Source organism: Streptomyces sp. NPDC058665 (assembly GCF_042714995.1).
Classification (GTDB): domain Bacteria; phylum Actinomycetota; class Actinomycetes; order Streptomycetales; family Streptomycetaceae; genus Streptomyces.
Genome location: NZ_JBHXRX010000013.1, coordinates 83,255 through 98,626 on the forward strand (window position 1 = coordinate 83,255; position 15,372 = coordinate 98,626).

The 15,372-nt window shown below is 69.4% G+C and carries 12 protein-coding genes; 8 read left to right on the top strand and 4 right to left on the bottom strand.

Annotation, left to right across the window (positions count from 1 at the left end; genetic code table 11):
• The first annotated feature begins 8 nt into the window (after positions 1-8).
• On the top strand, positions 9-845 hold the full coding sequence (locus tag ACFWV8_RS11030) for an HAD-IB family hydrolase (RefSeq protein WP_329383851.1): 837 nt from the start codon (positions 9-11) through the stop codon (positions 843-845).
• Between the two features lie 391 nt (positions 846-1,236).
• Here the strand turns inward: ACFWV8_RS11030 and ACFWV8_RS11035 are convergent, their stop codons facing one another.
• Positions 1,237-2,178: an oxidoreductase gene (locus tag ACFWV8_RS11035; RefSeq protein ID WP_384199757.1), complete on the bottom strand. Its 942-nt coding sequence runs from the start codon at positions 2,176-2,178 to the stop codon at positions 1,237-1,239.
• Between the two features lie 102 nt (positions 2,179-2,280).
• On the opposite strand from ACFWV8_RS11035, the gene ACFWV8_RS11040 reads away from it, so the two are divergent.
• Complete coding sequence (locus tag ACFWV8_RS11040; RefSeq protein ID WP_384199758.1) at positions 2,281-3,267, top strand: ATP-binding protein; 987 nt, start codon at positions 2,281-2,283, stop codon at positions 3,265-3,267.
• A 93-nt stretch (positions 3,268-3,360) separates the two neighbouring features.
• Here ACFWV8_RS11040 and ACFWV8_RS11045 read toward each other — a convergent pair whose 3' ends face one another.
• Entirely contained in the window at positions 3,361-4,668 is a 1,308-nt protein-coding gene (locus tag ACFWV8_RS11045; protein WP_384199761.1) for a hypothetical protein, read from the bottom strand.
• A gap of 298 nt (positions 4,669-4,966) precedes the next feature.
• Between ACFWV8_RS11045 and ACFWV8_RS11050 the strand changes: the two genes are divergently transcribed.
• The 6 genes from ACFWV8_RS11050 (at position 4,967) to ACFWV8_RS11075 (ending at position 13,000) form a co-directional block, all read left to right on the top strand.
• Positions 4,967-7,402 (top strand): SulP family inorganic anion transporter, encoded by a 2,436-nt coding sequence (locus ACFWV8_RS11050; protein ID WP_384199763.1) that lies wholly within the window; start codon positions 4,967-4,969, stop codon positions 7,400-7,402.
• Positions 7,403-7,603: 201 nt separating this feature from the next.
• Complete coding sequence (acs, locus tag ACFWV8_RS11055) at positions 7,604-9,559, top strand: acetate--CoA ligase (protein ID WP_384199765.1); 1,956 nt, start codon at positions 7,604-7,606, stop codon at positions 9,557-9,559.
• A 167-nt stretch (positions 9,560-9,726) separates the two neighbouring features.
• Entirely contained in the window at positions 9,727-11,142 is a 1,416-nt protein-coding gene (gene nhaA, locus ACFWV8_RS11060) for a Na+/H+ antiporter NhaA (protein ID WP_384199767.1), read from the top strand.
• 83 nt (positions 11,143-11,225) lie between these two features.
• The gene (locus ACFWV8_RS11065; protein WP_384199769.1) at positions 11,226-11,726 is read left to right on the top strand and encodes a phage holin family protein; all 501 of its coding nucleotides are present in this window, start codon (positions 11,226-11,228) and stop codon (positions 11,724-11,726) included.
• A complete protein-coding gene (locus tag ACFWV8_RS11070) occupies positions 11,723-12,685 on the top strand; it encodes an alpha/beta fold hydrolase (protein WP_384199771.1) in 963 nt (320 codons plus the stop codon). Before ACFWV8_RS11065 ends, ACFWV8_RS11070 begins: the two co-directional genes overlap by 4 nt.
• A 135-nt stretch (positions 12,686-12,820) precedes the next feature.
• Complete coding sequence (locus ACFWV8_RS11075) at positions 12,821-13,000, top strand: hypothetical protein (protein ID WP_229700978.1); 180 nt, start codon at positions 12,821-12,823, stop codon at positions 12,998-13,000.
• Between the two features lie 201 nt (positions 13,001-13,201).
• Here the strand turns inward: ACFWV8_RS11075 and ACFWV8_RS11080 are convergent, their stop codons facing one another.
• Together ACFWV8_RS11080 and ACFWV8_RS11085 are read right to left on the bottom strand one after the other, a co-directional pair.
• Complete coding sequence (locus tag ACFWV8_RS11080; RefSeq protein ID WP_384199773.1) at positions 13,202-14,401, bottom strand: MarP family serine protease; 1,200 nt, start codon at positions 14,399-14,401, stop codon at positions 13,202-13,204.
• A 127-nt stretch (positions 14,402-14,528) separates the two neighbouring features.
• Positions 14,529-15,137 (bottom strand): NUDIX hydrolase, encoded by a 609-nt coding sequence (locus ACFWV8_RS11085; RefSeq protein ID WP_384199856.1) that lies wholly within the window; start codon positions 15,135-15,137, stop codon positions 14,529-14,531.
• Between the last annotated feature and the right edge of the window lie 235 nt (positions 15,138-15,372).

Genomic DNA, 15,372 nt, shown 5'->3' on the forward strand with positions numbered 1-15,372 from the left:
GGGCGCCTATGCTCGACTTCGTGGAAAACCACTCCTTGCCTCGCACAGCGGCCTTCTTTGACCTGGACAAGACGGTCATTGCGAAGTCGTCGACGTTGACCTTCAGCAAGTCCTTCTATCAAGGCGGACTGATCAACCGCCGAGCCGTACTGCGCACCGCATACACGCAGTTCGTCTTTCTCGCCGGTGGCGCCGATCACGATCAGATGGAGCGCATGCGCGAGTACCTCTCCGCGCTCTGCAAGGGCTGGAACGTCCAGCAGGTCAAGGAGATCGTCGCCGAGACGCTGCACGATCTCATCGACCCCATCATCTACGACGAGGCCGCCTCCCTCATCGAGGATCACCACACGGCCGGACGGGACGTGGTGATCGTCTCCACGTCCGGCGCGGAGGTCGTCGAGCCGATCGGCGAACTCCTCGGCGCCGACCGGGTCGTGGCGACCCGCATGGTCGTCGGCGACGACGGCTGCTTCACGGGCGAGATCGAGTACTACGCCTACGGGCCGACCAAGGCCGCTGCGGTCAAGGCGCTCGCCGCTTCCGAGGGTTATGACCTGGACCGCTGTTACGCGTACAGCGACTCCGCCACCGACCTACCGATGCTCCAGTCGGTCGGCCACCCGTACGCGGTCAATCCGGACAGGGCGCTGCGTCGTGAGGCGACGGCCCGCGATTGGCCGATTCTCGTCTTCAACCGGCCGGTCCGGCTGAAGCAGCGGCTGCCCGCGTTCTCCATGCCGCCACGGCCGGCGCTCGTCGCGGCGGCAGCGGTGGGCGCGGCGGCGGCCACGGCCGGGCTGGTCTGGTACGCGAGCCGGCGACGTCAGGCGGCGTCCGCGTGAGTCGACCGGTCAAGGCCGTCCAGTTTGTCCATATTTGAACATAAAAGTAAAGTCGCAGAGCGAGGTCTTTCGCTTCTCCACGGACAGGAGTACAAAGGAATCGACGGCCCGCGAGACCGAGGACATCCGAGAGGATGACCTTAGAACGCACTCAGGCCCCACGGACCGAGCATGAAAACCGAGTACCCACGCGACGTCGACCCGTCGAATACGGGCCAGCCGCACCAGGGACGGGCGAAGTTCCCGACCTGATGGGCAAAACTACGAGGACGCTTGGTAACTCGGCGGACGTGCCAGCGGCGGTACCTTTCGGGTGCCGCCGCATTTCTGTCGATACCGCCACATCTCCGCTTGTTGATACCGCCATGTTCCCGCGCGTACCGCGGAAGCGTCAGGCCGCGCCGCGCTGAAGCGCCTCGCACACCGCCGTGGACTCCCTGACACCCAGTTCGACCGCGCGCCCGCAGTGCGCGATCCAGGCCGCCATCCCGTCCGGTGTTCCCGACAGATAGCCGTCGAAGGCCGCCACATAAGCGGCGCGTCCCAGTTCGGCGTGCCCGACCTCCGACGGGCAGATCGACTTGGGGTCGAGCCCGCTGCCGACCAGCACGATCCGATCGGCGGCCCGCGCCACCAGGCCGTTGTACGAGCCGAAGGGACGCAGTGCCAGCAGTTCGCCGTGCACGACCGCGGCCATGACGAGCGCGGGCGCCGAACTCCCGGCGATCACCAACTCGGCGAGCCCGTCCAGCCGTCCGGCCACCTCGTCGGCGGGGGGAAGCGGCGCCTCGATCAGCGGCTTGGGCATCTCGGGCCCCGGCGTCTCGACGACAGGTTCGCCCGCCAGCCTCGGCCGCCCGACCGTCTCGCCCGCGACGCCGGCAACACCCGCGGCCGGAGCCGTATCCGCGGCCCGAGCCGTATCCACTCCCGTACTCGCACCCGCGCCGCCGGCCGCCACCAGATGCAGCCGGGCCAGCACTCGCACCGGTGACTGGCGCCAGATCGAGAGCAGTTGGCCCGCCTCCGCCGTCAGCCGCAGCGCGGCCCCCACAGTCAACGCGTCGGCCGCCGCGCCGAAGTCGCTGCGCCTGCGCACCTCTTCCAGCGCCCAGTCCGCGCCCGAGAGCGCCGCCGACCCGCGCGCGGCACGCAGCGCGGCCTCCGAGGTGACCTCGTTGCTGCGCCGTCTCATCACGCGGTGCCCGTAGACGCGGTCGACCGCCTTCCGCACCGAATCCACCGCGTCGGGGACGCCCGGCAGGGAGCCCAGAGCCGCGAGTGGGTCATGCCCTCGCGGAGCGGGCGAAGCGTTCGGGGCTGTCGTACTCATAGGTAGCCAGGCTACGCGCCCGTAGCGCACGCCCCACGTTGGAGTGGTCTTCCTCACCCGATGTGACAGCACACAGCGATATGACCGCTACGGTAGGTGAACATGAAGATCGCTTTCGTGGGAAAGGGCGGCAGCGGCAAGACGACGCTGGCCTCGCTCTTCATCCGCCATCTGACCGCCAACGAGGCCCCCGTCATCGCGGTGGACGCCGACATCAACCAGCATCTCGGGGCCGCGCTCGGTCTCGACGAGGCCCAGACCGCCGCGCTGCCGGCGATGGGCGCGCATCTGCCGCTCATCAAGGAGTATCTGCGGGGCACCAACCAGCGGATCACCTCCGCCGACTCGATGATCAAGACGACACCCCCCGGCGAGGGCTCGCGGCTTCTGCGGGTCCGCGAGTCCAACCCGGTGTACGACGCCTGCGCCCGCACCGTCCGGCTGGACGACGGCGACGTCCAGCTGATGGCGACGGGATCCTTCACGGAGTCCGATCTGGGGGTGGCCTGCTACCACTCCAAGGTCGGCGCGGTCGAGCTCTGCCTGAACCACCTCGTCGACGGTCCTGACGAGTACGTCGTGGTCGACATGACGGCGGGCTCGGACTCGTTCGCGTCCGGGTTGTTCACCCGGTTCGACATGACGTTCCTGGTGGTCGAACCGACGCGTAAGGGCGTGTCCGTCTACCGCCAGTACAAGGAGTACGCACGGGACTTCGGCATCGCGCTGAACGTCGTCGGCAACAAGGTCCAGGCCCAGGACGACGTGGACTTCCTCCAGGACGAGGTGGGCGACGACCTGCTCGTCACGGTCGGGCACTCGGACTGGGTGCGCTCCATGGAGAAGGGCCGCCCGGCCCCCTTCGAACTGCTGGAGGCGGAGAACCGCGTGGCGCTCCAGATGCTGGAGGACGCGGCGGAGGACTCGTACGCCTACCGCGACTGGGAGCGCTACACGCGGCAGATGGTGCACTTCCACCTGAAGAACGCGGAGAGCTGGGGCAATGCCAAGACGGGCGCGGACCTGGCCGCACAGGTCGACCCGGCGTTCGTGCTCCGCGAGGAGACGGCGGTCCCGCAGCCGAGCTGATCGCGGCGGTGGGTGCGGTGCGGCAGACAGATCTGCCGCACCGCACCCACCCCACCCACCGCTCACACCCCTCGCGACTGACGCGCGCTCAACTCACCGCCCGGCGCCCGGATCCCCTTCGGCCCCCGAGTCCGGCGCCGCCAGCGGTGAGGCAGGCGCCTTGGGCGCCGTCAGATACGACTGCCAGCCCGTCGCCGGCTTCTGGCCGACGCCCAGCTCCCGCAGCCTGTCGAGCGTCTCCGGGTCCTGCGCCTCCAGCCAGTCCACGAGTTCCTTGAAACTCACGCACCGCACGCCGTCCTTCACACAGACGGTCTTGATCGTCTCCTCGACGGCGCGCATGTACGTGCCGCCGTTCCACGACTCGAAGTGGTTGCCGATGATCAGCGGCGCGCGGTTGCCGTCGTAAGCGCGGCCGAAGGCCTGGAGCAGACCGTCACGCATCTGGTTGCCCCAGTACTCGTGCTTGGACGGGTCGCCGTTGACCGTCTTCGACTGGTTGAACATGAAGTTGTAGTCCATCGAGAGCGTCTCGAACTTCCGGCCGGGCACCGGGACGAGCTGGAGCGGGATGTCCCACATCCCCTCGGCCTTCTTCGGCCAGACCTGGTTGCCGATACCGCTGGAGTCGTAGCGGAAGCCCATCGTCCGCGCCGCCCGCATCATGTTCTTCTGCCCTTCCAGGCAGGGCGTGCGGGCGCCGACGAGTTCCTTCTCGTAGTCGAAGGGGAGCGGGGCCTCGTTCGTCAGGCCGCTGTTGGTCTTCCAGTTCTTCACGAAGGCCTTGGCCTGGCTGATCTCGCTCTTCCACTCCTCGACGGACCAGGTGCCGACACCGCCGTTCGCGCCGCAGAAGTGCCCGTTGAAGTGGGTGCCGATCTCGTTGCCGTCCTGCCAGGCGCCGCGCAGTTCGCGCAGTGTGTTCTTGATGCCCGCGGCGTCGTTGAAGCCGATGTCCGAGCGGCCGGCCGCGTGCTGCGGGGGGCTGTACCGCTCGGACTTGTCCTTCGGCAGCAGATAGACACCGCTGAGGAAGTACGTCATCTTCGCGTCGTACTTCTTGCCCACCTCGCGGAAGTGGGAGAAGAGCTTCTGGCTGTCCTCGCCGGCGCCGTCCCAGGAGAACACCACGAACTGGGGCGGCTTCTGACCGGGCTTCAGACGCTCCGGCTTGAGGACGCCGGGCTGGGCGCCGGTGTACGCGGTCGAGCCGTCGCCGATGAGCCGCACCGCGCTCTTGGGCGGCCCCTTCTTCGCTCCGAGGGCGCCCCCCTCGGCCTTCGTCCCGGACTTGGTCTCGGACTTCGTCTCCGAGGAGCCGGACCCGGAGCATCCGGCGAGCCCCACGGCCAGCGCCGTCACAGCCGCACCGCAGGCGATCCTCTTTCTGGCGGCCAGCATCCGCCCACCTCTTCCCTCAGATTCTGTGCGTTGAAGCGCCGAAACGCCGAGCACGGCGCCGAGCGCCGACAACGTCGCACTGGGACCCGAGGGGATCCGGTATGACAAGCCGGACAAAATGACTAATCACTCCCAGGGGTGAATGTCTGCCCCATTTGCCCGGAAAGTCATGCCTCAATCTTTACTCTCCATTACGATCCATTTACTGATTGTTGATGATCCCGCCTATGCACGCCGTGACCCACGGCCGCGTCCCCACATATCCCGCGACCGCGCTGCCCCGGAGGAGACGGGAACCATGTCCGCCTGCGTCCCCACCCGTGAAGACCAGCCCCACCGTCCGCACAAACAGAACGCCGACACTCCACCGCCCGGACGACGGCGGGGATTCCGCATCGCCGGGGCGGACTTCTCCGCCTCCATCTCGGTCTTCCTGATCGCACTTCCGCTCTCCCTCGGCATCGCGCTCGCCACCGGCGCTCCCCTCCAGGCCGGTCTCGTCGCCGCGGCCGTCGGCGGTCTCGTCGTCGGCCGCTTCGGCGGCGCGCCACTCCAGGTCAGCGGTCCGGCGGCAGGACTGACCGTCGTCACCGCCGACTTGATCCATCAGTACGGCTGGCGCACCACCTGCGCCATCACCGTTCTCGCGGGCTTCGCCCAACTCGGCCTGTCCGCCCTGCGCGTCGCCCGCTCGGCGCTCGCGGTGAGCCCGGCGATCGTCCACGGCATGCTGGCCGGCATCGGCGTCACCATCGCGCTCGCGCAGTTGCACATCGTCCTCGGCGGCACCCCGCAGAGCTCCGCCGTCGCCAACGTCCAGGGATTGCCCTCCCAGTTGGCGAATCTGCATCCGGGCGCGGTCTCCGTGAGCGCGCTGACCGTGGCCGTCCTGCTCGCCTGGCCTCGTATCCCCGGGCGTACGGGGCGGACCGCCCGGAAGGTGCCGGCGGCCCTCGCGGCGGTGGCGGCGGCGACCGCCGCGGCCGTCCTCGCAGGGCTGAGCCTCGACCGGGTCGATCTGCCCTCCTGGAGCAGCCACGCGCTGCCCGAGCTGCCGCAGGGGCCGGCGCTGGGACTGCTCGCCGCCGTCCTCACCGTCACTCTGGTCGCCAGCGTCGAGTCACTGCTGTCGGCGGTCGCCGTCGACAAGCTGGTGGCCGCGCGCAAGGAGCCGGACATCCAGATCCCGCGCGCCCGGCTCGACCGGGAACTGACCGGGCAGGGCGCGGCGAACGTCGTCTCCGGCGCCCTCGGCGGACTGCCGGTCACGGGCGTCGCCGTGCGCAGCGCCGCCAACGTGGCCGCGGGCGGGATCAGCCGGCACTCGACGATGCTGCACGGGCTGTGGATCGCCGTCGCCGCGCTCTTCCTCGTGTCCGTGCTCGACCTGATCCCGCTGGCCGCGCTCGCCGCGCTGGTCATGGTCATCGGCGTGCAGATGGTCAACATCACGCACATGCGCAGCGTGCGGCGCAATCGCGAACTGCTCGTCTACGCGGGGACGTTGGCCGGTGTGGTGTTCACCGGTGTCCTGGAGGGGGTGGCCATCGGCGTCGCCCTGGCGGTCGGCGTCGCCCTGCACCGGCTCACCCGCACGCGGATCACCATGGACGAGCAGGGCGGCGTCCACCGGCTGCACGCGCGCGGCCAGTTGACGTTCCTGGCCGTTCCCCGGCTCAGCCGGCTGCTGCACCAGGTGCCGCAGGGGAGCGACTGCGTGGTCGAGTTGGACGGGTCGTTCATGGATCACGCGGCGTACGAGGCGCTGCACGACTGGCAGGTCGCGCATCTGTCGCAGGGCGGCACGGTCGAGTTCACGGGCAGATCGGGCGCCCGGATCGCCGAGCCCGCCGAGCCGGTGTCGCAGTCGAGCAGTTGCTGCCGGCCGTGGACACCGTGGCGTAATCACCACTGCGGCGACCCGGTCGAGCTTCCCCCGCCGGCTCGGGGGCGGAAGACCGATCACGTACAGGTGTCGGGCCAGTCCCGGGGCGGGCAACTCGCCAGTGGGCTCAGCTCGTTCCAGCGCAATACGGCTCCGCTCGTACGCGGCGAGTTGGCGCGGCTGGCGCGCGAGGGCCAGCAGCCCTCCCAGCTTTTCCTCACCTGCGCCGACTCACGTCTGGTGACGAGCATGATCACCGCGAGCGGCCCCGGCGATCTGTTCACGGTCCGCAATGTCGGCAATCTGGTGCCCCTCCCCGGGAAGGAGGGTGCGCAAGGGCAGGACGACTCGGTGGCGGCGGCGATCGAGTACGCGGTCGATGTCCTCGGAGTCCAATCGATCACCGTCTGCGGGCACTCGGGATGCGCCGCGATGCAGGCCCTCCTCGACACACCCGACAACGAGCCCCGGCACATCGCCGACGGAACGCGCCCCGTCCCGTCCTCCTCCCCCCTCACCCGCTGGCTGCGGCACGGCCGGCCGAGTCTGGAGCGGATGAGGAGCCACGATCACGCGTGGGCCAGGATCTCCGGGCGGCTGCCCGCCGATGTGGTCGAACAGCTCTGTCTCACCAATGTCGTCCAGCAGCTGGAGCATCTGCGCGCTCATACAGCGGTGGCCCGGGGCCTCGCCGAGGGCAGGCTCCAACTGCACGGCATGTACTTCCATGTCGGTGAGGCGCAGGCGTATCTGCTCGCGTCCGACGGAGAGCCGGACGGCTACGCCGACAGGACCGACGAGGTGTTCAAGCGGGTGGCCCCGACGGCGTTCGAGAAGTCGCGCGCCTGAACCTGCCCGCTCCGGCATCCGTGAGAATGTGTGGCCCCGTTCCCCACCACAGCCGGGGAACGGGGCCACTCACTCCTGCGCCCACTCGCCAGTCCGGCCACATAGGTCTAAACCAATTTTCTGAAGACCCTTGTCACCCGGGCATCTGCCTGATGAGCTAGGCCCGGGGACACATAGGACGCCCTGGGAAAGGGAGATGTCGTGAGCAACGAAAGCCTGGCCAACCTGCTCAAGGAAGAGCGGAGGTTCGCGCCACCGGCGGAACTGGCCGCCAACGCCAACGTGACAGCTGAGGCGTATGAGCAGGCCGCGGCGGACAGGCTTGGCTTCTGGGCCGAGCAGGCGCGGCGGCTCACCTGGGCCACCGAACCGACCGAGACCCTCGACTGGTCGAACCCGCCCTTCGCGAAATGGTTCGCGGACGGCGAGCTCAACGTCGCGTACAACTGCGTGGACCGCCACGTCGAGGCGGGCAACGGCGACCGGGTCGCCATCCACTTCGAGGGCGAGCCCGGCGACAGCCGCTCCCTCACCTACGCCGACCTCAAGGACGAGGTCTCGCGGGCCGCGAACGCGCTCACCGAGCTCGGCGTGACCAAGGGCGACCGCGTCGCCATCTACATGCCGATGATTCCCGAGACGGCCGTCGCGATGCTGGCCTGCGCCCGTATCGGTGCCGCGCACTCCGTGGTCTTCGGCGGTTTCTCGGCCGACGCCGTCGCCTCCCGTATCCAGGACGCCGACGCCAAGCTCGTCATCACCTCCGACGGCGGCTACCGGCGCGGCAAGCCGAGCGCGCTCAAGCCCGCGATCGACGACGCCGTGGCCCGCTGTCCGCAGGTCGAGCATGTCCTGGTGGTACGCCGCACCGGCCAGGACACCGCCTTCAGCGAGGGCCGCGACGTGTGGTGGCACGACATCGTCGACCGCCAGTCACCCGAGCACACGCCGGAGGCGTTCGAGGCCGAGCACCCGCTCTTCATCCTGTACACGTCCGGTACAACGGGTAAGCCCAAGGGCATCCTGCACACCTCGGGCGGCTATCTCACCCAGGTGGCGTACACGCACCACGCGGTCTTCGACCTCAAGCCGGAGACGGACGTCTACTGGTGCACGGCCGATGTCGGCTGGGTGACCGGCCACTCGTACATCGTGTACGGGCCGCTGGCCAACGGCGCGACGCAGGTCATGTACGAGGGCACGCCCGACACCCCGCACCAGGGGCGCTTCTGGGAGATCGTCCAGAAGTACGGCGTGACGATCCTCTACACGGCGCCGACCGCGATCCGCACGTTCATGAAGTGGGGTGACGACATCCCCGCCAAGTTCGATCTGTCGTCGCTGCGCGTCCTGGGCTCGGTCGGTGAGCCGATCAACCCCGAGGCCTGGATCTGGTACCGGCAGAACATCGGCGCCGGCAAGACCCCGGTCGTGGACACCTGGTGGCAGACCGAGACCGGCGGCATGATGATCTCCCCGCTGCCCGGCGTCACCGCCGCCAAGCCGGGCTCCGCGCAGCGCGCGCTCCCCGGTATCTCGGCGACCGTCGTGGACGACGACGGCAACGAGGTGCCGGACGGCGGCGGCGGATATCTCGTCCTCACCGAGCCGTGGCCGTCGATGCTCCGCACCATCTGGGGCGACGACCAGCGGTTCATCGACACCTACTGGTCGCGTTTCGAGGGCAAGTACTTCGCGGGCGACGGCGCCAAGAAGGACGACGACGGCGATCTCTGGCTGCTGGGCCGGGTCGACGACGTGATGCTGGTGTCCGGCCACAATATTTCCACCACCGAGGTCGAGTCGGCGCTCGTCTCGCACCCGAAGATCGCCGAGGCGGCCGTCGTCGGTGCCACGGACGAGACGACCGGTCAGGCGATCGTCGCCTTCGTCATCCTGCGGGGCACGGCGTCGGTGGACGACGGTCTGGTGGCCGAGCTGCGCAACCATGTCAGTACGGTGCTGGGGCCGATCGCCAAGCCGAAGCGCATCCTGCCCGTGGCCGAGCTGCCCAAGACCCGGTCGGGCAAGATCATGCGACGGCTGCTGCGCGATGTCGCCGAGGACCGTCAGCTCGGTGACGTCACGACGCTCACCGACTCCTCGGTGATGGAGCTGATCCAGACGCAGCTTCCGAGCGCGGCCAGCGAGGACTGATCCGGCGGCCAGACCGGCGGAGCGGAGAGGCCCACCGAGCAGGGCCTACGGAGAGGGACCCCCGACATGCTGTGCCGGGGGCTCCTCTTTGTAAAGTGGTCGGCGCGTCAACAATGTAATAAGGAATCAATGGTGCGCCGGGAAGTCTGGTCGGCAGGTTATTTGTCATGCCCGCCGAACCGACCGGAGACCCCTTCGTGGCCACCCCGCGCACCTTCCTCAGCCGCCTTCCGCTCCCCGAGCGGACGTATCTCGCGAGCGCCCTGCGGACCGAGACGGTTGGCGGTGTACTGCTCCTCGTCGCCGCCGTCACCGCGCTGATCTGGGCCAACACCCCCATCAGCGACAGCTACGAGACCGTCGGCGACTTTCATCTGGGCCCGTCCTCGCTCGGCCTGGACCTCTCGATCCGGCACTGGGCCGCCGACGGACTGCTCGCGATCTTCTTCTTTGTCGCCGGCATCGAACTGAAGCGCGAACTGGTAGCCGGAGAGCTGCGCGACCCGAGAGCCGCCGCCCTTCCCGTGATAGCGGCGCTCTGCGGCATGGCCATGCCCGCGCTGGTCTATGTGCTGGTCAACGCGGCGGGCGGCGGATCCATGGATGGCTGGGCCGTTCCCACGGCCACCGACATCGCCTTCGCGCTCGCCGTCCTGGCCGTCCTCGGCACCTCGCTGCCGTCCGCGCTGCGCGCCTTCCTGCTCACCCTCGCCGTCGTGGACGACCTCTTCGCGATCCTGATCATCGCGATCTTCTTCACCAGCGACATCGACGTCCTCGCGCTGCTCGGCGCCTTCGCCGGTCTCGCCGTCTTCTGGTTCCTCCTGAGAAAGGGCGTGCGCGGCTGGTACGTGTACGTCCCGCTGGCCCTCGTCATCTGGGCCCTGATGTACAACAGCGGCGTCCACGCCACCGTCGCGGGCGTCGCGATGGGCTTGATGCTCCGCTGCGCGAGGCACGAGGGCGAGGAACAGTCCCCCGGCGAGCACATCGAACACCTCGTCCGCCCGTTGTCGGCCGGTGTCGCCGTGCCGCTGTTCGCGCTCTTCTCGGCGGGCGTCTCGATCGGCGGCGGCGTACTGGGCGACGTCTTCACCCGGCCGGAGACGCTGGGTGTGGTCCTGGGGCTCGTCGTCGGCAAGGCGCTCGGGATCTTCGGCGGCACCTGGCTGGCCGCGCGCTTCACCCGGGCGACCCTGAACGAGGACCTGGCCTGGCCGGACATCCTGGCCGTGGCGACGCTCGCGGGGATCGGCTTCACGGTCTCGCTGCTCATCGGCGAGCTCGCCTTCACCGACGACCCGGGGCTGACGGACGAGGTGAAGGCGGCCGTCCTGACGGGTTCGGTGATCGCCGCCGTACTCGCCTCCGTACTGCTGCGACTGCGGGTGCGCAGATACCGGGCGCTGTCGGAGGCCGAGGAACAGGACGCGGACATGAACCTCATTCCCGACGTCTACGAGCAGGACGACCCGGAGTACCACCTGCGCATGGCCGCCATCTACGAGGGGAAGGCGGCGGAGCACCGCCGGTTGGCCGAACACGCCGCAGCGGCGCGCGATGACGGCGCGGGTCCGGCATGATCTGACATCCGGCATGATCTGAGGGCGCGGAGCCTGAATCACCCCAGATCTGCGAGAGCGCAGCCGAAACGAGGGAGTCAACGATGAGCGACCCCGGCAGCCATGCCGCCGTCACCACTGCCGCTGCCGACGGCGTTCCAGCCGTCCAGGTCAACGGGGACCGCAGCCTCGGGCAGTTGGTCTCATCGGCCACGGCCGAGATGTCCGCGCTGGTGCACGACGAGATCGCGCTGGCCAAGGCCGAGCTGCGGCAGGACGTCAAGCGGGGCGCGACGGGCGGCGCCGCGATCGGCATCGCGGCGGTGTTCGCACTTTTCTCGCTGCCGGTGCTGAGCTTTGCCGCCGCGTACGGGATCCACAACTGGGGCCTCGGGCTCGCCTGGTCGTTCCTGATCGTGGGAGGAGCGTTTCTGCTCATCGCGGGGCTGCTGGCGCTGATCGCGCTGCGGAAGTTCAAGCGGGTCAAGCCGCCGGAGAAGAGCATCGCGTCCGCCAAGGAGACGGCCGCCGTCCTCCAGACGGTCAAGCCGCATCCCCGCCCGGTCCATGAGACGGGCAAGACTGTGGCACGCTCGTCTGCATGACCGCCCCCGAAAACGGCCCCGCCTCCGCCCCCGGCAGCCTTCCCGCGACGGTCGCGGCGGATGTGCGCCTCGACGGTCCCTGGACGCACCGGGACGTGGCCGCCAACGGAGCCCGCTTCCATATCGCCGAGATGGGCGACGGGCCGCTGGTGCTGCTGCTGCACGGCTTCCCGCAGTTCTGGTGGACCTGGCGGCACCAACTGCCGGCGCTCGCGGAGGCCGGATACCGGGCCGTCGCGATGGACCTGCGGGGCGTGGGCGGCAGCGACCGTACGCCCCGGGGTTACGACCCCGCGAATCTGGCGCTCGACATCACCGGCGTGATCCGCTCGCTCGGCGAGCCGGACGCCGCGCTCGTCGGGCACGACCTGGGCGGGTATCTCGCCTGGACCGCCGCCGTGATGCGGCCGAAGCTGGTGCGTCGGCTCGTGGTGTCGTCGATGCCGCACCCGCGCCGCTGGCGCTCGGCGATGCTGTCGGACTTCTCGCAGAGCAGGGCCGGCTCGTACATCTGGGGATTCCAGCGGCCGTGGCTGCCCGAGCGTCAGCTCGTGGCCCGCGAGGGGGCGTTGGTGGGCGAGCTGATCCGCGGCTGGTCGGGGCCGCAGCCGCCCGACGACAAGACGGTCGACATCTACCGGCGGGCGATGACCATCCCGTCGACGGCGCACTGCTCGATCGAGCCGTACCGCTGGATGGTGCGGTCGATGGCGCGGCCGGACGGGATCCAGTTCAACCGGCGGATGAAGCGTCCGGTGCGGGTGCCGACCCTCCAGCTGCACGGGTCGCTCGATCCGGCCATGCGTACGCGCAGTACGGCCGGGTCCGCCGAGTACGTCGAAGCGCCTTACCGCTGGCGGCTGTTCGACGGTCTTGGCCATTTTCCGCAGGAGGAAGACCCCGTGGCCTTCTCCACGGAGCTCATCAACTGGCTCCAGGATCCGGAGCCCGACCGCTGATCAGCGCCGTGTCGGGACGGTCGTCGGGTGACCCCGAGAACGTTTGTACGACGAACAGCCAATTGCCTGGCGCATAGGCCAATTGGCCGACGCCTGGGCGATTACCGACCATGGGCCCCGGGCAAACGTCCGTGTATGGGCTGGACGCACGACTTCGGTGACGCAGCACGCAACCGCCGCTCGGCCTCTGTGCCGATCACCCATGAGAGGGGCGGCCCGGAAGATCAGGGGCATGATCTCCGACTCGGTATTCCACTTATTCTCCGCCGAAGGGCCCGTTGGGTCTCGGCACGGCTGCGCCATCAGCGCGGCTAGGCACGGAGCGGTGGGCGCGAGCAGGAGGCTCCAGGGAACACCGGAACGAAGACCGGAGCGAAGACCGGAATGACCCGGAAGTATTGATCGCGGGGACAACGGAGGACAGTGCCGGGCCGGGCCAGGAATTCCTGGCCCGGCCCGTCCTCGGTCCGGAGCGCGTGGCCGTCCTCGGTCCAGGCCCTGTCCGGCGGATCGGACCTAGAGCGCGCAGCCCTGGCTGTCGACCTGCTGGTTGGCCGTGCGGCCCAGCTCGATGTCCTCGCGGATCTCGTCGGCCGTCAGCGCGTAGCCGGTGTCCGGGTCGTCCAGCGAGCGGGCGAAGATCACGCCGTACACCCGGCCGTCGGTGGTGAGCAGCGGGCCGCCGGAGTTGCCCTGGCGGACCGTCGCGAAGAGCGAGTACACGTCGCGCCGTACTTCTCCGCGCCGGTAGATGTCCGGCCCGTTGGCGTCGATACGGCCCCGGACCCGGGCCGAGCGCACGTCGTACGCCCCGTTCTCCGGGAAGCCGGCGACGATCGCGCTGTCGCCGGTGCGGGCGTCCTTGTCGGCGAACCTGAGCACGGGGGCGCGCAGGTCGGGCACGTCCAGGACGGCGATGTCGCGCTGCCAGTCGTAGAGGACGACCTTCGCGTCGTACAGCCGGCCTTCGCCGCCTATCTGGACGGTGGGTTCGTCCACGCCGCCCACCACGTGCGCGTTGGTCATGACGCGGCGCTCGGCGAAGACGAAGCCGGTGCCTTCGAGGACCTTGCCGCAGCTCTGCGCCGTACCGACCACCTTGACGATGGAGCGCTGCGCGCGGGCGGCGACGGGGCTGCCGACGAGCGCCGGGTCCGGCGGGTCGACCGCGGTGATCGGCTCGTTGGCGAAGGGGCTGAAGACCTGCGGGAAGCCTTTCTCAGCGAGGACGGAGGAGAAGCCCGTGAACCAGGTCGCCGTCTGGTCCGGCATCACCCGCGAAACGCCGAGCAGCACCTTGGAGTTACGGACCTCCTTGCCGAGCGTCGGCAGCGAGGTGCCGGCCAGGGCGGAGCCGATCAGCCAGGCGACCAGCAGCATGGCGACGACATTGACCAGCGCGCCGCCCGTGGCGTCCACGGCGCGCGCCGGTGACCAGGTGATGTAGCGGCGGAGCTTGTTGCCGAGGTGGGTGGTGAAGGCCTGTCCCACGGAGGCGCACACGATCACGACGACGACGGCGACGACCGTGGCCGTCGTCGTGACCTCGGCCTCCTCCGTGATCTGGTCCCAGAGCACGGGGAGCAGGTAGACCGCGACGAGACCGCCGCCGAGGAATCCGATCACCGACAGGATGCCGACGACGAAGCCCTGGCGGTAGCCGACGATCGCGAACCACACGGCCGCGAGCAGCAGCAGGATGTCCAGCACGTTCACTGTCAATAGCCTCGCTAGCCTCGCGGATTCGTCTCCCGTCGCCCCGTCGGACGGGGGGACGGACCTGCGGCGGAATCGCTGTGCCGAACCCGTGGAACCGGGCCGGCACAGCGATTGGGCAAGCGTGTCATGACCGCCCGTCGAGCGGGACCTCCTTGGAGCGGTCCCACGGGCGCTCCCAGCCCGAGAAGTGCAGAATGCGGTCGATCACTCCGGCCGTGAAGCCCCACACAAGCGCGGAGGCGACCGTGAACGCGGGGCTGTGGACGCCGCTCGGGTGCGTGGCGATGACGCGGTTGGCCGGGTCCGTGAGATCCGCCACGGGGACGGCGAAGACCCGCGCGGTCTCGGCGAGATCGACGGCGCCGACCGGGCTGGGGGTGTGCCACCAGCCGAGGACCGGGGTCACCACGAACTCGCTCACCGGGATGTAGAGCTTCGGCAGCACGCCGAAGAGCTGGACCCCGGCCGGGTCGAGACCGGTCTCCTCCTCGGCCTCCCGCAGCGCGGCGCGCAGCGGTCCGGTCGTCGCCGGATCGCCGTCCTCGGGGTCGAGGGCGCCGCCGGGGAAGGAGGCCTGTCCGGCGTGCGAGCGCAGGGTGCTGGCGCGCTCCATCAGCAGCAGCTCGGGGCCGCGCTCGCCCTCGCCGAAGAGGATGAGCACGGCGGACTGCCTGCCGACGCCGTTCTCGGGCGGGAGGAAACGGCTCAGCTCTTCCGGCGCCACGGTGCGCATGGCGTGCACCACCGGGGCCAGCCACGCGGGCAGGCCTTCGGTGGTGACGGGGATGTCGGTCACGGCTTCGTCGTGGATTCGTGCGGCCTTTTCATGGATTCGTGCGTCACGCGCGACGGGTGCGGCGCGTGCGGTCTGCGTTGTGCGGGCGGTCTGCGTTGTACGCGCCGTGTCCGCCGCGCGGGCGGTCGTACGTGAGGCCTGTGAGGCCCGTGCGGCCTGTGCGGTCCTTGCT

Coding starts and splice junctions, on each gene's coding strand:
- ACFWV8_RS11030 (WP_329383851.1), top strand. CDS start 9: ATGCTCGACTTCGTGGAAAACCACTCCTTGCCTCGCACAGCGGCCTTC.
- ACFWV8_RS11035 (WP_384199757.1), bottom strand. CDS start 2,178: ATGAGTACGACAGCCCCGAACGCTTCGCCCGCTCCGCGAGGGCATGAC.
- ACFWV8_RS11040 (WP_384199758.1), top strand. CDS start 2,281: ATGAAGATCGCTTTCGTGGGAAAGGGCGGCAGCGGCAAGACGACGCTG.
- ACFWV8_RS11045 (WP_384199761.1), bottom strand. CDS start 4,668: ATGCTGGCCGCCAGAAAGAGGATCGCCTGCGGTGCGGCTGTGACGGCG.
- ACFWV8_RS11050 (WP_384199763.1), top strand. CDS start 4,967: ATGTCCGCCTGCGTCCCCACCCGTGAAGACCAGCCCCACCGTCCGCAC.
- nhaA (WP_384199767.1), top strand. CDS start 9,727: ATGCCCGCCGAACCGACCGGAGACCCCTTCGTGGCCACCCCGCGCACC.
- ACFWV8_RS11065 (WP_384199769.1), top strand. CDS start 11,226: ATGAGCGACCCCGGCAGCCATGCCGCCGTCACCACTGCCGCTGCCGAC.
- ACFWV8_RS11070 (WP_384199771.1), top strand. CDS start 11,723: ATGACCGCCCCCGAAAACGGCCCCGCCTCCGCCCCCGGCAGCCTTCCC.
- ACFWV8_RS11075 (WP_229700978.1), top strand. CDS start 12,821: ATGGGCTGGACGCACGACTTCGGTGACGCAGCACGCAACCGCCGCTCG.
- ACFWV8_RS11085 (WP_384199856.1), bottom strand. CDS start 15,137: ATGCGCACCGTGGCGCCGGAAGAGCTGAGCCGTTTCCTCCCGCCCGAG.